Origin of the sequence: Corynebacterium sp. UMB9976 (assembly GCF_030212265.1) — a bacterium.
Taxonomy (GTDB): Bacteria; Actinomycetota; Actinomycetes; order Mycobacteriales; family Mycobacteriaceae; genus Corynebacterium.
In genome coordinates, this window is sequence record NZ_JASODY010000014.1 from 24,737 (window position 1) to 44,823 (window position 20,087).

At 66.8% G+C, this 20,087-nt stretch carries 16 protein-coding genes; 4 read left to right on the forward strand and 12 right to left on the reverse strand.

The window, feature by feature from the left end; genetic code table 11:
* Positions 1 to 46: 46 nt before the first annotated feature.
* Both QP140_RS07365 and QP140_RS07370 read right to left on the reverse strand, forming a co-directional pair.
* Positions 47 to 1,822, reverse strand: a complete 1,776-nt coding sequence (locus QP140_RS07365; protein ID WP_284758906.1) for a long-chain-fatty-acid--CoA ligase — start codon at positions 1,820 to 1,822, stop codon at positions 47 to 49.
* 102 nt (positions 1,823 to 1,924) lie between these two features.
* Entirely contained in the window at positions 1,925 to 2,770 is an 846-nt protein-coding gene (locus QP140_RS07370) for a DMT family transporter (RefSeq protein WP_284758930.1), read from the reverse strand.
* Between the two features lie 169 nt (positions 2,771 to 2,939).
* Here QP140_RS07370 and QP140_RS07375 point away from each other — a divergent pair, with 169 nt between their 5' ends.
* Together QP140_RS07375 and QP140_RS07380 are read left to right on the forward strand one after the other, a co-directional pair.
* On the forward strand, positions 2,940 to 4,205 hold the full coding sequence (locus QP140_RS07375; RefSeq protein WP_012361123.1) for an aspartate kinase: 1,266 nt from the start codon (positions 2,940 to 2,942) through the stop codon (positions 4,203 to 4,205).
* 52 nt (positions 4,206 to 4,257) lie between these two features.
* Positions 4,258 to 5,295 carry an aspartate-semialdehyde dehydrogenase gene (locus QP140_RS07380; protein WP_284758908.1) on the forward strand — a complete coding sequence of 346 codons (1,038 nt, stop codon included), beginning with the start codon at positions 4,258 to 4,260 and terminating at the stop codon, positions 5,293 to 5,295.
* A 152-nt stretch (positions 5,296 to 5,447) separates the two neighbouring features.
* On the opposite strand, the gene QP140_RS07385 is transcribed toward QP140_RS07380, so the two are convergent.
* The 4 genes from QP140_RS07385 to QP140_RS07400 all read right to left on the reverse strand — a co-directional run bounded on the left by QP140_RS07385 (position 5,448) and on the right by QP140_RS07400 (position 10,576).
* On the reverse strand, positions 5,448 to 6,980 hold the full coding sequence (locus tag QP140_RS07385) for an ABC transporter permease (RefSeq protein WP_284758910.1): 1,533 nt from the start codon (positions 6,978 to 6,980) through the stop codon (positions 5,448 to 5,450).
* A 132-nt stretch (positions 6,981 to 7,112) separates the two neighbouring features.
* Positions 7,113 to 8,378: a ferrochelatase gene (locus QP140_RS07390; protein WP_284758911.1), complete on the reverse strand. Its 1,266-nt coding sequence runs from the start codon at positions 8,376 to 8,378 to the stop codon at positions 7,113 to 7,115.
* 3 nt (positions 8,379 to 8,381) lie between these two features.
* Positions 8,382 to 9,866: a TIGR01777 family oxidoreductase gene (locus QP140_RS07395; protein WP_284758912.1), complete on the reverse strand. Its 1,485-nt coding sequence runs from the start codon at positions 9,864 to 9,866 to the stop codon at positions 8,382 to 8,384.
* 47 nt (positions 9,867 to 9,913) lie between these two features.
* Entirely contained in the window at positions 9,914 to 10,576 is a 663-nt protein-coding gene (locus QP140_RS07400) for an RNA polymerase sigma factor (protein ID WP_284758914.1), read from the reverse strand.
* 228 nt (positions 10,577 to 10,804) lie between these two features.
* Here QP140_RS07400 and QP140_RS07405 point away from each other — a divergent pair, with 228 nt between their 5' ends.
* Both QP140_RS07405 and QP140_RS07410 read left to right on the forward strand, forming a co-directional pair.
* Positions 10,805 to 12,421 carry a catalase gene (locus QP140_RS07405; RefSeq protein WP_442875023.1) on the forward strand — a complete coding sequence of 539 codons (1,617 nt, stop codon included), beginning with the start codon at positions 10,805 to 10,807 and terminating at the stop codon, positions 12,419 to 12,421.
* A 52-nt stretch (positions 12,422 to 12,473) separates the two neighbouring features.
* Complete coding sequence (locus QP140_RS07410) at positions 12,474 to 12,899, forward strand: organic hydroperoxide resistance protein (protein ID WP_012361116.1); 426 nt, start codon at positions 12,474 to 12,476, stop codon at positions 12,897 to 12,899.
* A 90-nt stretch (positions 12,900 to 12,989) separates the two neighbouring features.
* On the opposite strand, the gene QP140_RS07415 is transcribed toward QP140_RS07410, so the two are convergent.
* Genes QP140_RS07415 through QP140_RS07440 form a run of 6 tightly spaced genes read right to left on the reverse strand, consistent with a single transcriptional unit; the run spans position 12,990 to position 20,066 of the window.
* Positions 12,990 to 13,421: a Na+/H+ antiporter subunit G gene (locus QP140_RS07415; protein WP_070759225.1), complete on the reverse strand. Its 432-nt coding sequence runs from the start codon at positions 13,419 to 13,421 to the stop codon at positions 12,990 to 12,992.
* Between the two features lie 3 nt (positions 13,422 to 13,424).
* Positions 13,425 to 13,703 carry a cation:proton antiporter gene (locus tag QP140_RS07420; RefSeq protein ID WP_070759227.1) on the reverse strand — a complete coding sequence of 93 codons (279 nt, stop codon included), beginning with the start codon at positions 13,701 to 13,703 and terminating at the stop codon, positions 13,425 to 13,427.
* Positions 13,704 to 14,414, reverse strand: coding sequence for a Na+/H+ antiporter subunit E (locus tag QP140_RS07425; protein WP_284758916.1), 711 nt, complete (start codon positions 14,412 to 14,414; stop codon positions 13,704 to 13,706).
* Positions 14,414 to 16,180, reverse strand: coding sequence for a monovalent cation/H+ antiporter subunit D family protein (locus QP140_RS07430; RefSeq protein WP_284758917.1), 1,767 nt, complete (start codon positions 16,178 to 16,180; stop codon positions 14,414 to 14,416). The genes QP140_RS07425 and QP140_RS07430 overlap by 1 nt, the downstream gene beginning before the upstream one ends.
* Complete coding sequence (locus QP140_RS07435) at positions 16,180 to 16,698, reverse strand: cation:proton antiporter subunit C (RefSeq protein WP_284758918.1); 519 nt, start codon at positions 16,696 to 16,698, stop codon at positions 16,180 to 16,182. Before QP140_RS07435 ends, QP140_RS07430 begins: the two co-directional genes overlap by 1 nt.
* Complete coding sequence (locus QP140_RS07440; RefSeq protein ID WP_284758920.1) at positions 16,695 to 20,066, reverse strand: DUF4040 family protein; 3,372 nt, start codon at positions 20,064 to 20,066, stop codon at positions 16,695 to 16,697. The genes QP140_RS07435 and QP140_RS07440 overlap by 4 nt, the downstream gene beginning before the upstream one ends.
* Positions 20,067 to 20,087: the final 21 nt, after the last annotated feature.

Below are 20,087 nucleotides of genomic sequence, written 5' to 3' on the forward strand. Positions count from 1 at the left end.
GAAAACAACCTCGCGGCTACCTACCCCATCCAACGCCCGCTATAAACTAGCGGCGCTCCAGCTCCTCCAGGATCGCGCGCATCTGGGTGCGGCGCACCTTGCCCATCTGGTCGGCCGGCAGCGTTGCCACGTGGAAGAACTCCCGCGGCACCTTATAGCCCGTCAGCACCTTCTTGCAGTGCTGGCGCAGCGAATCGTGCAGCTTCTCGCCCACGCGGCGTGGCTCGTGCTCCTCGTCCTCCGCGGCCTCTTCCAGCGTCACCGCGGCGACCACGCGCTCGGAGCCGTCCTCCTTCGACAGGCCCACCACGGCGGCCTCCTTGACCTCCGGGTGCTCCAGCAGAGCCTCCTCCACCTCGGCAGGGTAGACGTTGAAGCCACCGGTGACGATCATCTCCTTCAGGCGGGAGACGATCTTCACGAAACCATCGGCCTCCATCACGGCCATATCACCCGTGCGGAACCAGCCATCCGCGAAGATCTTCTCATTGAGCTGCTCCTGGTGCAGGTAGCCGCCGAAGACTTGCGGCCCGCGCACCACCAGCTCGCCCTCCTCGCCGTAGTCCAGCGGCTTCGTGGGGTCGTCCTGATCCACCACGCGGGCCTCCGTATCTGGGAACGGAACACCGACGTAGCCCGGGCGGCGGTCATCACTCATCGGATTACCCAGCACGATCGGGGAGGTCTCGGTCAGGCCGTAGCCCTCCACCAGGCGGCCGTGGGTGAGCTTCTCCCAGTTCTCCACCGTCGCCACCGGCAGGGCAGAAGCGCCGGAGAAGGAGTTCCGCATCGTGGACAGGTCGAGGTCCTTTTCCTCCGCCAGCTTCACGATCGCCTGGTACAGGGCGGGCACGCCCGGCACCCACGTCGGCTTCTTCTTCTTAATCACCTGCTGCAGCAGGGAAGGCTCCGGTGCCGGGAGCAGCAGCAACTCCCCGCCGATCAGCGGTGCCAGCGCACCGTTCATCGTCATGCCATAAGCGTGGAACATCGGCAGCGCGGCCAGCATCCGCTCCGGATCGGCCTGCTCGCCCAGGCCCGGCACCCAGGCCTTGCCCTGGATCAGGTTCGCGCAGATATTCCGGTGGCTCAGTACTGCACCCTTCGGCGAACCAGTCGTGCCCGAGGTGTACAGAATCAACGCCGGGCACTCCGGCTGGACCATCGGCAGGGCGTCCTGAATCGCACGGCGCCCCAACCCCGGTGCCACCGCATCCACGGCTCCGTCCCAGTCCTCAAACTGGGTCGGCCCACCCGTCAGCTTCGCCTTCGCCTTGCGCAGCGCCGGCACCGGCAGGGAGAGCGCGACCCGCTGCAGCAGCGGCATCGACTTCGTGATGTTCACGGTGAACACCTTCTCCAGCGGGGTGGTATCCACCAGGTGCTGCGCAATATCGGCCGTGTTATCCCAGAACACCGCAACCTTCGCGCCGTGATCTGCGAACGGACCCTCCAGCTCGTGCGCCGTGTACAGCGGGTTGTGATACACCGCCGTGGCCCCCAGGGAGACGATGGCGTAGAACGCAACCAGGTTCGCAGGGCAGTTCGGGAGGACGACGGCCACCCGGTCGCCCCGCTTCACGCCGTTTTCCTTCAGGACGGCCGCGGCCTTATCCACCAGCTCCCCGAACTCGCTGTACGTGACCTGCGTGCCCAGGAACCACATCGCATCCCGCTTGCCGTACTTCCGCACCGCGTCGCGGAAGATGCTGACCAGGGTGGTCTCCCCATAGTCCAGATTCGGGGCAGTCCCTTCCGTATAGAACTTCAGCCACGGCTTGGCCTGGTCAGAAGAGCTGTTCTGGGACGGTGCAGTGCTCACGGTGGGGTTCCTCCGGACAATTGAGGGCAGTAGTTGGGGGTTTGAATCAAGCCCGACTCACGATGATATGCCAGCCACCCCGGCCCGCGTGGCTAGTTCCGCCTAGTCGGTGATCGTCTTCCGGGAGAGCACCACCGTGGAGACGATCATGATCACCAACGCGGCGGCCATGTAGATCCACTGGTAGCCGGAGACGTCGAACTTCTCGCCCAAGATCGTGTACCCCAGCGCGAAAGCGAAGATCGGCTCCACCACCGTCATCGCCGGCAGGGAGTTCTTCAACGGGCCCGCGTTGAAGGAGGCCTGCTGCACCGCCGTGCCGATCACCGCCAGGCCGATCAGCCCCCACAGCTCCCAACTGATCAGCAGATCCAGCACCCCGGAGCGGGTAAAAATATCCGTCACAGCCTTGGACAGCACCGCCACATAGCCCATGATCCCGCCGGTGATCGAGCCCAAAATCAGCGCCCGATTCGAGCTCCGCAACCGCAGTGAAGCCAGATACATCACCACGAAGATCACCACGCCGATGCCCAGCGCCGTCAACCACCGCGGCAGGGAAGGCTGCGCCACCCCGGCCTGCGGGCGGCCCAAAACCACGATCACCGCCACCGCGACCGTGAGCAGTGCCGCCCACGCCGTCTCCGACTTCGAGATCCGGCGGCCAGAAAGCTTCGCCGAGAGCGGCAGGGTGAACATCAGGGAGAGCACCAGAATCGGCTGCACGACCAACAAGGTGCCGAAAGCCAACGCGACAATCTGGAAGGCATAGCCCAAAAAGGACAGGCCCAGCCCGGCCCACCACCGCACACGGGTGATCGCCGCGACCACAGAAGAGGTATCCGTCCCCCCGGAATCCTCGGCGACCCGGTGCCGAACCACCGTGCCCCACGCGATCGTGAGCGCGGAGGCGAGACCGAAGAAAATCGCCAGTGCGTTGCTATGCATCATCGGCCTCCACCCTAAACCAACAAGCGGTTGCCCCCGGCCAGCGCCCTCCTATAGGGGCGCGCTAGACCCTCCTGTAATCTGTGTAACACGGAAAACGCCCCACAACGGCAACACGAAAAACCACCCCAAATAACTCCGAGCATCCGGGAAGGCGGGCCAAAACTACATGGCACTCATCGTGCAAAAATACGGCGGCTCCTCGCTGGAATCAGCAGAGCGCATCCGCAGCGTGGCGGAACGGATCGTGGACACTAAAAAGCAGGGCAACGACGTGGTCGTCGTCTGCTCCGCCATGGGTGACACCACCGATGAACTCCTGGACCTCGCCGAGCAGGTCAACCCCGTGCCACCGGCCCGCGAGATGGACATGCTCCTCACCGCCGGTGAGCGCGTCTCCAACGCCCTCGTGGCCATGGCAATCGCATCCCTCGGCGCCGACGCGCAGAGCTTCACCGGCTCCCAGGCCGGCGTGATCACCACCGAGCGCCACGGCAACGCACGCATCGTCGAGGTCACCCCAGGCCGCGTCCGCGAGGCGCTCGACGAGGGCAAGATCTGCATCGTCGCAGGCTTCCAGGGAGTGAACCGCGAGACGAAGGACATCACCACCCTCGGCCGCGGTGGTTCGGACGCCACCGCCGTCGCCCTCGCCGCGGCTCTGGACGCAGACGTCTGCGAGATCTACTCCGACGTCGACGGCGTCTACACCGCCGACCCACGCATCGTCAGCGATGCAAAGAAGCTGGATAACATCAGCTTCGAGGAGATGCTGGAGATGGCCGCCGTCGGCGCCAAGGTCCTCATGCTCCGCTCCGTGGAGTACGCCCGGGCCTTCGACGTCCCCCTGCGCGTGCGCTCCTCATACAGCAACGACAATGGCACCCTAGTTTCCGGATCGATGGAGGATATTCCAGTGGAAGAAGCAGTACTCACGGGCGTTGCCCACGACCGCTCCGAGGCGAAGATCACCGTCGTCGGAATCCCAGACGCGCCGGGCGAGGCCGCCCGCATCTTCCGCGCCGTCGCGGACGCCGAGATCAACATCGACATGGTCCTGCAGAACGTCTCCAAGCTGGACGACAACCGCACCGACATTACCTTCACCTGCCCACGCGAGGACGGCGCCCGCGCCGTGAAGCTGCTCAAGGGCATGCAGGAGTCCGGCGACTGGCAGAACGTCCTGTACGACGACCAGGTCGGCAAGGTCTCCCTCGTCGGTGCCGGCATGAAGTCCCACCCGGGTGTCACCGCCGACTTCACCGAGGCGCTGCGTGACGCGAACGTCAACATCGAGCTGATCTCCACCTCCGAGATCCGCATCTCCGTGCTGATCCGCGAGCACGACGTCGATAAGGCCGTCACCGCCCTGCACGACCGCTTCCAGCTGGGCGGCGACGAAGAGGCCACCGTCTACGCCGGAACTGGCCGCTAAACACTACGCCCACAAGAACTTCTCTAAAAAATCTTTTAAGGACTGATTCCCCGTGACCACGCTTGCTGTCGTCGGCGCCACCGGCCAGGTCGGCCAGGTGATGCGCGACCTGCTCCAGGAGCGCAACTTCCCAGCCGATCAGGTGCGCTTCTTCGCCTCCTCCCGCTCCGCAGGCAAGGAGCTGGAGTTCGGTGGCAAGAAGATTGTTGTTGAGGACGTCGCCGCCACGCCGACCGAGGAACTCAAGGGCATCGATATCGCTCTGTTCTCCGCCGGTGGCGCGACCTCCCGGGAGCACGCCCCGCGCTTCGCGGAGGCCGGTGCGACCGTGGTGGATAACTCCTCCGCCTGGCGCAAGGACACCGAGGTCCCGCTCATCGTCTCCGAGGTCAACCCCGGCGATAAGACGGGTGCCGGCAAGGGCATCATCGCGAACCCGAACTGCACCACCATGGCCTGCATGCCGGCACTGGGCGCGCTGCACAAGGAAGCCGGCCTGACCCACCTGCACGTCTCCTCCTACCAGGCGGTTTCCGGCTCCGGGCTGGCTGGCGTGCAGACCCTGATGAACCAGCTGCGCGAGAACCTGGACAAGATGGAGCAGCTCGTCGAGGACGGCTCTGCCTTCACCGCGGAGGACCTCGGCCCCTACGTGGCGCCGATCGCCTTCAACTCCCTGCCGATGGCCGGCAACCTCGTGGACGATGGCACTGGGGAGACCGACGAGGAGCAGAAGCTGCGCAACGAGTCCCGCCGCATCCTGGGCATCCCGGAGCTGAAGGTATCCGGCACCTGTGTGCGCGTCCCGGTGTTCACCGGCCACATGATGACCGTGCAGGCGGAGTTCGCCAACGAGCTCACCGCGGACCGCGCCCGCGAGGTCCTGGAGGCCACCCCGGGCGTGAAGGTCGTGGACGTCCCGACCCCGCTGCAGGCAACCGGCATCGACGACACCCTCGTCGGCCGTATCCGCCAGGACCAGGCGGTCGACGGCAACCGCGGCCTGGTGTTCGTCGTGGCCGGCGATAACCTGCGCAAGGGTGCGGCGCTCAACACCATCCAGATCGCGGAGCTGCTGCTCGATAAGTAGCCCGCTGCCGGGCGCGGGCGACGTCCGGCCCGGCGCCATATCTGGCGTGTGTTCCGAGAGCATGCTCCAGTGGTCAGCGCATAGCGAAAGGGGGCGGCCTAGCATCACGCTAGGCCGCCCCCTTTGTCTTGTCCGAGAGCTATTCGCAGAAGCTAGGTGCGGTCCGTGGGAGTGCCCTCGGCAGAGGCGATACCCTCGCCAGCATTCGCCTGCTGGGCGCCGTGCGCCCCAGTGTCGTGGTTCGCAGCGCCGTACCCGGCAGCACCGTTCCCAGCGAATGCGCCATTCTCGGCGGCCGTGCCGGCTTCCGCGCCAATGGGCTCGCCAACGTCCTCGCCGAAGGCCTCATGATCCTCATTGGCCTCCTGCTCATCGCGCAGCTGACCGACCGCGATCAGCGCGATGCCCAGCACCGACCAGGCCAGCAGCACCAGCAGCGGCTGCCACAGCGCGGCATCCGGGAAGTGCACCAGCAGCTTGTTCAGCCGCGTCGCCGCACCTGGGGCCAGCGCCTCGCCGAGGTTGCCCAGCGCGCCCAGGAACTCGCGCGGCTCGTTCGCCCCAGAGAGCGGGTAAGCCAGCACCGGGATCGCCACGCCGATCCACGCCCCGTAGCTGCCCAGCAGGGCGCCGAGGCCCGCCACCGGAGCGGCGATAGCCAGGATCCCCAGCGTGAAGGAGAGCCACAGGGAGACCAGGTTGCCATCCACATAACCCACCGTCAGCACCGTCACGACAGCCGCGATCAGGCCACCGAGCACCGATCCCGCCAGCAGAGTCAGCACCCGCTGCTGAGCGCCACGCAGTAGCCCCACCGAGGCGAGCCCCAGCAGCAGACCGGCGAAGACCAGCGGGAGCGTCATCTTCCCCAGCGTCTTGCCCTGCTGCTCCTGCTCGGACAGCGGCACCAGGTCCTGGATATCCGGGCCAGCCATCGCGGCCTGCATGACCTCCGGGGAAGGCTGCTTGCCCTCGAGCTGCGCGCGCTGCGCCGGCAGCTGGTTAACCTCCTGGGCGAACTCCGCGATCGCCCGGGAGGGCTCCAGGCCATTCGCGGACGCCAGCAGCGCACGCACCTGACCCGGCTCATCCGAGATCACCAGCGCGCCCTGAACCTCGTTGTTCTTCACCGCGGTGCGCGCGGCGGAGGCGTCCTCGTAGCGCTCCATCGTGAAGGGGATGACGAGCTGGTTCTGTTCCGCGACCTCCTTCATCTGGCTGTCGAGCTCATTGAAGGTCTTTTCCGACGCCGCGATGCCCACCGGGATGTTCTGCGGTTCGGCATTCTGGGCGGGCCACAGGAAGGTCAGGAAGATCACCGCGATGGCTGCGATCGACATGATCGCCGTGCCGATGGACAGCGCCATCGGTCCCGCAGGCTTCTTCTGTTCCTGTTCCTCGCCCGGGACGGCGCCCTCCGCGGTGCCGTCCGCAGGAACCGCGCCGTTCACCGGGGTAGCGCCATCCGCGACGGTGCCGTCAGCAGCGGTGCCCTGCGCGGCGACGTCACCGGTCGGGACGTCCCCGTGAGCCACAGCGTCGCTATCGGTCGCTGCGCTGCCCTCGGCTGCGGCGGCGCCGTCAGTTGTCGCGGCGCGATCAGCGTTCGCGGGCCCGGTCGCGTCCGGACCCTCAGCCGGGTCGGTGGGGTCTTGGTTATAGGGATTCGCCATCTCGTGCGTCACGACCCTTTCATGACGGTTGGGAAAGGTTGACCTTCCCGATGCTAGCGCCTCCCGCCACCCGGCGAACAGAGAGTAGGCGAACCGTGCTTGCCGCGAGGTCTCCGCGGCCTCGACCCCAGCGCCGCGGTTGGCTTAGCGCTGGGCCCCGCAGCAACCCGGTGCGCACGGCGCGCCGTCGCAGGTGCCGCCGAAATTCGGCACCGTCCCCAGCTTCTTCACCAGCTCCGCCGCAGCACGCTGCGCCTCAGTGAACTCAGCGACCGGCAGCTCGCCATCAGCGACCTCCGCGACCAGGTCCACGATCATGCTGGCGAAGCTGGAATCCAGGCCCGGCGTGGCTGCTCGCACGAAGGGCACCCCGTGCTCCTCCGCGACCTCCCGGACCTCCGTGTCCAGGTCCCACATGACCTCCACGTGGTCGGTGATGAATCCCACCGGGCAGAGCACGATCGGGCGCTTATTGCCCGCCGCCACGCGCGCCTCGAGGTGATCGCACACATCCGGCTCCAGCCACGGCACGTGTGGCGAGCCAGAGCGGGACTGCCACACCAACTCCACGTCATGGGGAGTGCCCACGCCAAGGTCCACGCCCGCGGTCTCACCCGTGTGGGCCGGGCCGTCCCCGCGGCCGCCCACCGGCTTGCCCGCCGCCAGCTGGCCCGTCCACCCCAGGGACGCGCCCGAACCAGGCTGACCCGCGAAGCTCGAGGCCTCCTGGATCAGACGGGAGGCATTGAGCACCTGCTCCGAGTACAGGTTGCCCCCGAAGCTGCGCGGCCCGCCGGTATCGTCCGCCTTATTCGGCACGGAATGCGCGGTAAACACCAGGTCGGCGTCGTCCTGAACGGAAGCGGGAAGCTCCGCGCGCGCCGCGTCCACCGCAGCGGCGAAGGCAGAAACGAACGCCGGGTGATCGTGGAAGTGCGGCAGGCGCTGCACCTTAGGCGCTTCCAGCCCAGCCTCGCGCACCGCGTCGAGGGCACGGCGGATGTCCTCGTTGTACTGGCCACAGCCCGAGTAGCCACCCCAGGCGCTGGTGACGAACACGTACACCGTGTCGAAGCCCTCGCGGGCCAGCTGCACCATCGTGTCCTCGACATACGGCTCCCAGTTCCGGTTGCCGAAGTACACGGGCAGGTCCACGCCACGGGTGGCCAGCTCGGCCTCGATATTCGCGATGATCTGCTTGTTCTGGTCATTGATGGGGGAGCGCCCGCCCAGGGCGTAATAGTGCTCCCCGACCTTCTCCAGCCGCTCGCGGGGGATGCCCCGGCCACGCGTCACGTTCTCCAGGAACGGGATCACATCCTCCGACTTCTCGGGCCCGCCGAAGGAAAGGAACAGCAGAGCCGACCGGCCAGCCGGTGCGGCAGCGAAAGCAGAATCCGTAGCGCTCATAACCTATGACTGTAGTGGGCGCGCTGGGTTCTTCCCCAACTCGTGCCGCAGCGCGTCGGCCAGCTCCGGGGTCCGGAACTCGTGACCCAGATCGGCCAGCACGGCGGGGCGCACGTTCTGATCCGCCAGCGCCAGCTCAGCGGCACCATCCTCACCCAGCAGCAGCCGGGGCCCAGCAGCCGGAACCGGCACCTGCATCTTAGACCGCAGGCCCCGCGGGAGCAGCGGGTTTCCGCCCACCTCCGCCAGCGTGGCCATGAACTCCCGGTTGCGCACGATCCCCGGCGCCACCGCATTGACCGGGCCGTGCAGCATCGGGTCGGTCAGCGCCCGGTGGTAGATATCCACGAGGTCATTCATCGCGATCCACGGGAAGAACTGCCGCCCGCTGCCGAGCGCCCCGCCGCCCAGCTTGGCCTGCGCGGTCAGCAGATCCAGCAGCGCGGTGCCCGCGGCCATCACCAGCCCGGTACGCACCTGCACGACGCGCAGCCCGGCAGCCACCGCAGGCTCCGTCGCGGCCTCCCAGTCCCGGACGATCCGGCCCAGCGTCGAGGACTCATCCGCCGGGGCGGACTCATCCACCGGCTCCGGCGCATTGGCCCCGTAGAAACCCACTGCCGAGGCTGACACGAAGGTGTGGACCCGATCCGTGCGCGCCGCCAGCTCCGCGAGCTTCCGGGTCGGCTCGATCCGCGAGCCCGCGACCGTCGCCAGGTGTTCTTCTGTAAACCTGCCCGCGATCGAACTGCCAGCCAGGTGCACCACCGCATCCACATCGGCCAGTAGATCCTCGGCCGGGTGCTCCGGATTCCAGCGCCGGTAATGCACCGCCGCCCCACCCGGGCGCGCATTCGCCTCATCGATCAGCGGCTGCGGGTTCCGGCTCAGCCGGATCACCCGGTGCCCCGCCAACTGCAGCAGCGCGCACAGCTGCGTGCCCACCGCACCCGTCGCGCCGGTCACCGCGATCGTCATCTCACCGGTGGACTCCCCGGCCCAGCCCCGGGCCTGCTGCAGGTGCTTCAGATCCCCCGCCAGCTGCGCTTGCCGGTAGCCGAAAACCCCCTTGAGCAGCTGGTCTGCCAGAAAACTCGGCGCATTCGTGGTGATCCGATCACACAAGATAGTTCCGCCCCCGGTAGGGGCGTCCTGAAAAGAATGGACATGGCGCCAACCGAACGCCGAACCGACCCCGGGAGTCGCGCAGACGTCCGAAAACTGCGCCGGGGAGTCCACGTGCGCCGGTCGCCCACCACTGGCCGCGACGAGCGGGCGGTAGAACCCCGGGTCGTGCTTGCCCTCCCACACCACGCCGCCGGGGAAACGCATGCGCGTCAGCCCGCTCTTCAGATTCCCGGCCTCCTGCAGCAGCCGCACACGCGTGAAACCAGGCGTCAGCCGGGTGACGATCCCCGGCGTCGCATGCACGCCCCACACCTGGTCAATGGGGTGATCTAGGGTCTGCTCGAAGACTGTCTCGCTCATGACCCCAGGGTACGCGCGCTAAATTTTTAGGACGTCAGGCTCGGGCACTACGCCTGCCACAACCGCCGCCCCAGGCGGGTGGGCCCGGTGGCCTCGGTCTGCTGGCGTTCCTGGCGGGCCTGCTGCGCCTGCTGCATCTCGACCAGGTCGGCCCGCGCCCGAGCAACACGGGAGCGAATGGTGCCGGTGCGCACGTTCGCGATCTTCGCGGCCTCCGCGTAGGTATAGCCCAGCATCTGGGTGAGGATCAGCGCCTCCCGGCGGTCCGGTTCCAGGGAGTTCAGCATGTCCTGGGTGTCCAGCCACTCCGCCCAGCTGGAGCCACCCGTGGTCTCGGCCGCGGGGGTGTCGCCGGCGGCGTCCTCCCACTCGGCGGCGGACTTGCGGGGGCGGGCCATGTCGTGGCGGATGTTATCCACCCACACGCGCCGGGCCAGGGAAAGGATCCAGGTGCGGGCCGTGGAGCGGGCAGCGAAGCGGGGGAGTGCGGAGAGGACCCGCAGGTAGGTCTCCTGGGTGAGGTCATCCGCCTGGTCCGGGTTCGCCAGGTGTGCGAGCAGTCGCCAGACGTCGTCGTGGGTGGCGGCGATGAACTCGTTGAGCGCTGCCTTATCTCCCCGGGCGGCACGCAGCGCGAGGTCGGTGACGTGTGCGTCGACCTCGGCGGTGCGGCCGTGACGGCCAGCGGGGGAGGGAGGGAAGTTGCTCATGTTAAAGACCAGCTTAGCAGTGGCCTGCGGTTTTCACGCTCCCCTGCGAGCCGGGATGTGGACGTGGCGCTCGTTGGCGCATCGATAGGTAGGGGCGATGGTTGCGCGCCGGATAGATAGTGTTTAACCTATTTAATAGACCTTGATTGATAGGTAAAGACTGTGGCGGCGTGTTCGCCACTGTGGCAACCTGGGTGATGGAAGCCACATTCCCTAAGGAGGATCACCGTGACTAACCAGAAGAACACCGGCAACCTGACCGCCAAGGACATCGCATCCCGGGGCATGTGCCCCGTCACCGGTCATGCCACCCGAAACAACGGTGCCCCCATCACCACCCAGGAGCACTCCGCCACCGTCGGGGACCAGGGGCCGATCGCGCTGCACGACGTCTCGCTGGTGGAGAAGCACCAGTCCTTCAACCGCGAGCGCATCCCGGAGCGCAACGTCCACGCCAAGGGCTCCGGCGCGTTCGGTGAACTGACCATCACCGAGGACGTCTCCCAGTACACGAAGGCAGACCTCTTCCAGAAGGGGCGCGTCACCCCGATGCTCGCCCGCTTCTCCACGGTCGCCGGCGAGCTCGGCTTCCCGGACACCGTGCGCGACGTGCGTGGCTTCAGCCTGAAGTTCTACACCCAGGAGGGCAACTACGACATCGTGGGCAACAACACCCCGGTGTTCTTCCTCCGCGACGGCGTGAAATTCCCGGACTTCATCCGCTCCCAGAAGCGCCTGAACAACGGCCTGCGCTCTGCGGATATGCAGTGGGACTTCTGGACCCGCTCCCCAGAATCCGCCCACCAGGTCACCTACCTCATGGGCGACCGCGGCATCCCGGCCACCTTCCGCCACATGGACGGCTTCGGCTCCCACACCTACCAGTGGATCAACGCCTCCGGTGAGCGATTCTGGGTGAAGTACCACTTCAAGACCCGCCAGGGCTGGAAGACCCTCACCGACGAAGAAGCCAACAAGATCGTCGGTTCCGGCGACTTCGACCACAACCGCCAGGACCTCTTCGACGCCATCGAGCGCGGCGACTACCCGACCTGGGACGTCAAGGTGCAGATCATGCCCTTCGAGGAGGCCAAGGACTACCGCTGGAACCCCTTCGACCTGACCAAGACCTGGTCGCAGAAGGACTACCCGCTGATCGACGTCGGCCACTTCACGCTGAACCAGAACCCGGAGAACCACTTCGCACAGATCGAGCAGGCCGCTTTCGCGCCGTCGAACATCGTGCCGGGCGTGGGCTTCTCCCCGGACAAGATGCTGCTCGCCCGCGTCTTCGCCTACCAGGACGTCCAGCGCTACCGCCTCGGCGCGAACAACGCCCAGCTGCCGGTCAACCGCCCGATCCGCAAGGACCTGAACCGGTACAACACCAAGGACGGCGCGATGGCCTATGAGTTCCCGCCACGCGACACCCCGGTGTACTCCCCGAACCGCTTCGAGCGCGGCGAGGGAACCCAGGACACCTCCGACGGCTCGGGCGTGGTCCAGAAGGGTATTGCCGCCGGCGAGTCCCAGTACGGCTTCGGCCGCGGCGCCGAGTCCGGCACCGGCCTGGCTGATGAGCTCGGCCTGTTCGACGAGAACTACGGCGGCGACCTGACCTTCGGCGCATACCACCGCCACGAAGAGGACGACGACTTCGCACAGGCCGGCCAGCTCGTCCGCGAGGTCATGGACGACGAGCAGCGCGAGCGCCTGGCCAAGAACATCGCGGGCGCGATGGCTGGTGTCTCCGAGCAGGTGGAACAGCAGTGCTACACCTACTGGGGCCACGTGGACGAGGAGCTGGCTGCTCGCGTGAAGGAACTCTTCACCGCCAGCAAGTAAGTACACTCGGGCAGCAGAGCAAGGTTTTAAGCAACCAGCGAAGGAGTTTTCGATGAGCAAGGCGCTGTACAACGCGAAGGCACTGTCCACCGGCGGCGGCCGCGACGGCCACGTCGCTACCTCGGATCGCCAGATCGACCTGGACGTCCGCCCGCCGAAGGAGCTCGGTGGCTCCGGTGAGGGCACCAACCCGGAGCAGCTCGTCGCTGCTGGCTGGGCGGCCTGCTTCAACGGTGCGCTGCAGAAGCAGATGAAGGACAACGGCGTGGATCTTTCCAAGGCTCCCGAGGTTCTGGTGGAGTGCACCCTGAACTCCGTCGATGAGGGTTTCCGCATCACCTCCCGCATCGAGGCCACCCTCTTCGGTGTGGAGCAGGCGCAGGCCGATGAGCTCGTGCAGGCGGCCCACGCCTTCTGCCCGTACTCCAAGGCAATGCGCGGCGACACCGACGTGGAGGTCGTCGCCAAGGTCGCCTAAGCCGCTGACTAACTAGCGCACAGCGAAAGGCCGCCCGGAGGACATCCTCTGGGCGGCCTTCGCGCTATCTGGGGGAGGGGAGCAGCGGCGCTACTTCGCGTCTGGCTGGCGGGTACCACCGGACAGCGGCACCGTGTGATCCCAGTGGGTGGCGTGCAGCGCGCGCCCCATGAAGAAGGAACCCACCGAGCTGATCACCAGGAAGGCCGTGATCGCGACGCAGGCACGGATCAGATAGCCCAACACGAATCCCTCGGTGGCGAAGTGGAAGACCAGGTTCGCGCAGATCAGCAGCGGAATACCCACGCCCATTGCGGGGCCGGTCATGTTCAGCTGGCTCAGTGCATCTGGAGCCAGGTACATCGCGCGGGCGGACACCAGCACGAACACCGATCCGGTGATCGCCAGGATGCCGATCAGCACGACCGCGAACCAGCTCGGCTCCTGGTACTCAACCTGCTCGGATGCAGCCAACAGCAGCTCGTTCGTAGACGCAGCGGTAGCAGCGGTAGAAACAGCCATGGTTTAGCGCCTCCCTCGGGTGATAATGCGGGCCGCGGCACCAGTCGACAGGGCGGAAAACAGCCCGGCGAACATCGCGACCTCGTAGGTAATCGCCGTGTGGTTAAAGATGCTCAAGCACAGGAACAGCGCGATCATGCAGGCGAAAAGCATGTCGGACAGCACCGCGCGGCGCCCGTCGTTCTTGGTGGTCACCGCACGGTACAGCACCGTCAGCAAACCAAGGACGATGATCGCCGCGGCGATGCCGACCAGGATGTAGAGCAGCGTTGTGGGTTCCATCTACTTCCCCTTTTTCTTCTTCTGGTCGCGGTACTTGTTCGGGTACAGGGGGTCGCGGAAGCCGTAGTCCTCGTGCTTCGGGGCGTCCGCCTTCGCACCGTCCTCGGAGTCCTCGCTCAGGACGGCGGCGACGTAGGCCGCGGCGTGCGGGGTGGAGTCCACCTTCTCCACGTCGAAGACCGTCTCGTCGGAGGCACGGCCACCGCGGGAACCACGGAAACCGCGAGGTCCCGGACGGCCCCGCTCCACGAGGGAGTCGACGTCGAAGTTCTGCTTGATGCCCTTCACCGACGGCACCAGCGTCTCCTCCATCTCGGCGAAGCCCTCCATCAGCTCCAGCGGATCCTGGCCGTACATGGCGTGGATCGCGAGGTAGCGCTGTGCGGTATCGCGGTGCTGCACCTCGTACTCGCTGGACTTGACCTCGAAGGCGTCGTTGAGGGAGCGCTCGCCGCGCTCCGCGTCGTAGTCGACCTCCTTCGGGCCCGTGATGCCCAGGGCCAGCGTGCCCGGGGTGATGGTGATGGAGGCCGCGAGGGCGGCGATATTGCGTTCCTTACGGACCCGTAGCGGGTAGTAGATCACCACCGGGGCGATGCGGCGGCCGGTGCCGAAGGTGTCGATCATCATCACGATCGACTCCTTGATCACCTGGCCGATCAGCCAGCCCGCGTAGAACAGGCAGTGGAAGGGGACTTTCCAGGGCTTCATTAGCGTGCTCCTTCCTGACCACCGGCATTATCGGCGGTGGCGTTATCGGCGGCGTCCGCATCGCCGTGGGCAACCTCGGACACGCCCTGCGGCTCATCCGCACCCGGCACGTGCGCCAGTCCGGACGGACCCGGGTCTAGCACCTGCCCGATCGGGCCAGGCCCGCCCACCAGCTCGTCGGACTGGTTGGCGTCGAAAACGGTGCTGACGTACTCGGTGGTGTCGATGAGGTCCTCCGCTGCCCGGTTGGTGATGGAGAAGATTGGGCCCGCGGCGAAGAAGATCACCACGGAGACCACGGCCATCGCGGCAGACGGGAGCACGTACTTCGGCTTGATGCGCAGATCCGGGTCCGCCTCGTTGCGGTTCATCGGACGGCCCCAGAAGATCTCGCGCCACACGTAGATCATGCTCAGCAGCGCGCCGATGGAGGTCAGGATGATCGTGCCGATCGCCAGCCACGCCTTCCAGCTGCCGTCCTCGGCAATGCCGAAGACCAGCGCCAGCTTGCCCCACAGGCCGGAGAAGGGTGGGAAGCCCACGATCGCCAGCGCGCCGGCGGCGAACACCGTCGCCACGAAGGGGTCGCGGCGCATCAGGCCGTGCAGCGGGCGGAGCCTGCCGTGGCCATAGGTCTCCTCGATCGCGCCACCGGCCATGATGAGGCTGGCGGCGATCACCATGTGGTGCAGCATGTAGAACAGTCCAGCGCCCAGCACCAGGGTCGGGCGGGCGGAGAGGAAGGCCAGCGGGATCAGCATGTACGGGATGCCGTTGACCATCTGGTAGGCCAGCACCCCGCGGATCGTGTTCTCCGACAGGCCTGCGAAGCCGCCGATGAACATGCCCAGGACCATGATGACGAGGATCGCCCACGCGTAGCGGGCGTCACCCTCGAAGACGGTCATGTAGACGCGCAGGATGCCGTAGACCGCGACCTTCGTGTGTAGGCCGGAGAACAGTGCCATCACGGCCGGGGAGGTGAACGGGTACGCCCGCGGCAGCCAGGTGTGCGTCGGGGTGACACCGGCCTTAACGGACAGGGCCAGCAGCACCATGCCGAGGGCGACCACCAGCTGCCACTGCGTGCCGTAGATGCCATCGGCGAAGCCTGCCTCGCCGCGCGGGCCAGCGGCACCAGCCAGAGCAGCCAGGTTCGTCGTGCCGACCACGGCGTAGGTCATCACCACGCCGGAGACCAGCAGCAGGGAGGTCACCAGGTTCACCACGATGAACGTGCGGGCTGCGGCCAGGCGACCCCAGGTTCCGGTCATCGCTACCAGCCCGAAGGACGGCATCAGCATGACCTCGATGAACACGAAGAGGTTGAACAGGTCCGCGGTGAGGATCGCGCCCCACGCGCCGCCCAGGAGCATCAGCACGAGGGCGGGGTAGAAGCGGGCGCGCATCTCGCCCACGACGAGGGCGAACCAGTTGGCCACCAGCGCAACCAGGGCGGTGGTGAAGATCATCAGGGCGCTCAGCGTGTCCGCGGCCAGTGGGATCGCCACGCCGCCCACGAAGTTACCGACGTTATCGGCGATCACCGACTCGTCGCCGCCGAAGCGGACCAGCAGCCAGCCGGAGGTCGCTAGCCCGAAGGCTGGTACCAGCAGTGCCAGCAGGTTTCGGGCCTTCGCCCAGGGCAGGAAGGTGCACAGGCCGGCGGCGATGAGTGGCACCACGACGAACAGGGCGAGAACCGCCCCGTCGGCGAAAGCGTCCGGGGACTGGGGGTTGTTAGCCGCAAGGAGCAGGGACGTCATTATCGCTCCTCCTTGCCGTTATTAGTGCTGTTCCCGGCGCCGCTACCGGCACCGTGGGGGCCGCCCTTACCGTAGGGTGCGCCCAGCGTGTCTGCCTGTGGCGTGTGCTTCGCAGCCGCCGCCTGTTCGGCCTCCTTGGCCACCTGCTCGGTGTCCGTGTGCCGCGAGAGGGTCGACAGCCCGCGGAACGTGCGTGCGGCGCGCTCCGGATCCTCCGCAGAGGCGGTGTCGTCGTCCCGCCCCACGGCAGCCAGCGCGAGCATGACGGCCGTCGCCGCCATGGAGATCACGATGGCCGTCAGCACGAAAGCCTGGGGGAGCGGGTCGCCGGCCTCGGCGGCGCTCGTGCGGTTCATCAGCGGTTCACTGCGCCACACCGGCACGCCGGCACCGAGGATCATGAGGTTCACGCCGTGGCTGATCAGGGACAGCCCCAGAATCTGGCGGAGCATGCCTCGCTGGAGGATGAGGTAGACACCGCCACCGACGAGGATTGCGATGATTGCTGCAAGAATCACTGGTCGTCTCCTCTCCGCTTCTTTTCCTGGGGTGCTGGGTTTACTTGGCCTCGTTTGCTGCGCAGTTCGTCGAGTTCTCGGTCGAATGCGTCGTGGCCGGTGAGCCGCCGTTCTCGGCGTTTACGTGCCTTGAACTCTTCTTCGGTTTCTTCCCGGTGGGCGGGGGCTGCGTCCTTTGCCTTCACGACGCCACCGCGTTCCGCCTCGGTAGCGCGTTCCGCGGAATCTGTTGGCCTTGCCTCCGGGATCGGGCTCACGGAGCCGGCGGGCCGCTTTGCGGACTCACGCTCCGAACGGTGCCGGGCTTCCGCTTCGCGGGCGGCGCGGCTGACCTCGGAGGGGTTGAGCACGATATTGGACCCGCCGATGCGCACCGCGACGGGGGACTGGCTGAAGGCCTCGGCCACCGTGCGCTTCGCCGACTCGCTGGCCTGCTGTGCGGAGGCCGGGTGCGTCTTGGCCGGGATGTAGCGATCCTGGTTGGCCCGGGCGTACTGGTTGCCCGGGCGGTCACGCCCGCCGAGCTGGTTGATGACCACGACGATGAGCCCGAAGACCGCGAAGTAGATGCCGCCGTCGAAGAGCAGCGAGGTGGTCATGTGCTGGCCCAGGAACGTGCCGTGCAGCGGCGCCAGGAAGGAGCCCTGCAGGAAGCCCAGCAGGCCGGTGCACAGGGCCAGCAGCATGCCGATACCAATGAGCGTGTAGCCCAGGTTGTCGGAGCCCAGCTTCCGGGCGCGGGACTGCGCGAGGTACCAGAAGAACAGGCCACAGGCCGCGACGAGGGCCGCGAGGAAGCCACCGCCCGGGGCGTTGTGGCCGCGCCAGAAGGTGATCAGCGAGAGGATGACCACGATCGGGATCAGCGGGTACAGTGCCATGCGCGGCAGGATCGAGTTCAAGTGGGTGGAGCGCAGGTTCTTGGAGTAGAACGGTGCCAGCTCCGGGACCTTGTGGACATCCGGGAAGCGGGTCTGACCCGGTGCGCGGAAAGCCTCGGAGGTCGAGCCCGGGCCGTAGCCCGGCTTCGGGGAGCGCGGCATGGAGGAGATGATCGCGGCGATGACGATGCCCGCCATGCCGAGGACGATCAGCTCGCCCAACGTATCGTAGCCACGGAATTCCACGAGGATCGCGGCGACGACGTTGTCCGCGCCGGTGGCGTCCGGGGTGTTCTCCAGGTACCACTCCGCCAGCTCCGGGCGTGGGTGGCGGCTCTGCAGCATCCAGACGCCGAAGAAGGTCACCAGACCCACGACCGTGGCGATCATGGTGGCGAAGCGGGCGCGGTTCTCGCCCTCGCGTAGGTACAGGCGCGGCTGGTGGCGGACCACCAGCATCATGATGACGGTCACGCACAGCTCGACCAGCAGGTTCGTCTGGGCGACGTCCGGGGCGCCGAGGGTGAGCATCATGAAGGAGACACCCACACCGACCATGCCGACGAGCACCACGGAGGCCAGGCGCGAGCGGGTGCCGAGCAGGGCGGTGAGTGCCGCGCCGATGATGAGCAGGCCGATCAGGTCGGTGACGCGGTCCGCGCCCTCCATGCGGGCCGGCAGATCGCCGAGGCCGTGCAGGCGGCCCGGTCCGATCAGGCTGAACAGCCCCAGGGTGATGAACATCGCCAGGATCCAGAACACGTGGCGGTTGGCGGCCATGGAGTTGGCCGGGGCGGCGACCACGCGGCCGAAGCGGATCATCCACTCCGTGACCAGGTGGATGATCTCCGCGCCGGTGTAGGGGCCGAGCGGCTGGTGCTGGAACCAGCGGAAGATGGCCTTGCGCTGGAAGATGCCGATCACACCCAGCACCATCACGATCACGGAGATCACGAGTGGGGCGTTGATGCCGTGCCACATCGTCAGGTGGGTCTGCGCCTCACCCACGCCGGTGGCCACGGCGATGTTATCCAGCCAGCTTTCCGGCCAGGCCAGGAAGAACACGGCGGGCAGGGAGAGCAGGCCCGGCAGGGCGGCGGGCAGCCAGAGACTGACCGGGGCCTCGCGGGTCTCGGACTCGTCCGTCTTGCCGTCGACGAAGGCGCCGAAGACATAGCGGGCGGAGTACATGAACGTCGCGAGGGCGCCGATGCCAGCGACCGCCAGCAGCACCCAGACACCGGCCTGGGAGAACGGTGCCTCCTGGAAGGCGGTAAGCATGCCCTCCTTGGAAACAAATCCCAGGGTCGGGGGGATCGCAGCCATGGAGCCGGCGGCGACGACCGCGGACCAGAAGGTGAAGGGCATGCGGCGCCACAGCGAGCCCAGGCGTCGGGTATCGCGGGAACCCGCCTGGTGGTCGACCACGCCGACCAGCATGAACAGGGAGGACTTGAAGAGCGCGTGCGCCGCGGTGTGCACGATCGCCGCGGTGATGGCGAAGGGGGTGCCCACGCCGATGGTGGCCACGATCCAGCCCAGCTGGGAGACCGTGGAGTACGCGGTGAGCTTCTTCAGGTCCGTCTTCTGCATGGCGAACAAGGCGGCCATCAGTGCCGTGACCATGCCGATGATGATCAGCGTGTAGTGCCAGATCATTGTTCCCTGGAAGATTCCCGAGAAGCGCAGCAGCAGGTAGACACCAGCCTTGACGACCGCTGCGGCGTGCAGGAACGCGGAGACCGGGGTGTCCGCGGCCATGGCCTCGGGCAGCCAGAAGTGGAAGGGGATCTGCGCGGCCTTGGAGAAGCCCGCCATCGCGATCAGCACGGCGGTCACGCCAGTGAGCACCGCGTTATTGCCCCAGCTCGGGTTCGCGAGGATGTCGGCCAGCTGGGTGGAGCCGGTGACGCCGACCATGATGCCCAGCGCGGCGATGAGGAACAGGCCTCCCACGAAGGTCAGGATCAGGGTTCGGGTGGAACCGGCCTGGCCCGAGCTGCCGGAGCGGGCGATGAGGAAGAAGGAGGCCAGCGAGACGAGCTCCCAGCCGATGAACAGCAGGGCGACGTCGCTAGCCAGCACCAGCAGCAGCACCGCGAGCATGAAGGCCGTCATCAACAGGTAGAAGCTGAGGATCTTCTCGCCCGGGTGCAGGTAGCGGGTGGAGTAGATGAACACCACTGCGCCGATGAGCAGCGCGAGCAGCGTGAAGAAGAGGCTGAGCGCGTCCATTGTCAGCCCGAAGGTGATATCCCCGCCATCGGGGTGCGCGGAGGTGGCGGGTAGCGCACCTTCAATCCAGGTTGCTGACCAGCGGTGTGCGCCGCCCTCCATCGGGACGCGCGCGTGCTTGAGGACGTACCCCGCCAGCGCGACGAAGGTGATTGCTAGTGGCCAGCCCGCGTTTCGGTCGAGAACTTTGACCAGCAGTGGAACTAAAACGAGGGCCACCGCAACGGTGGCTGGGATCGCAAGCAGAGCCACGTGCTAAAAACACCCCAACTA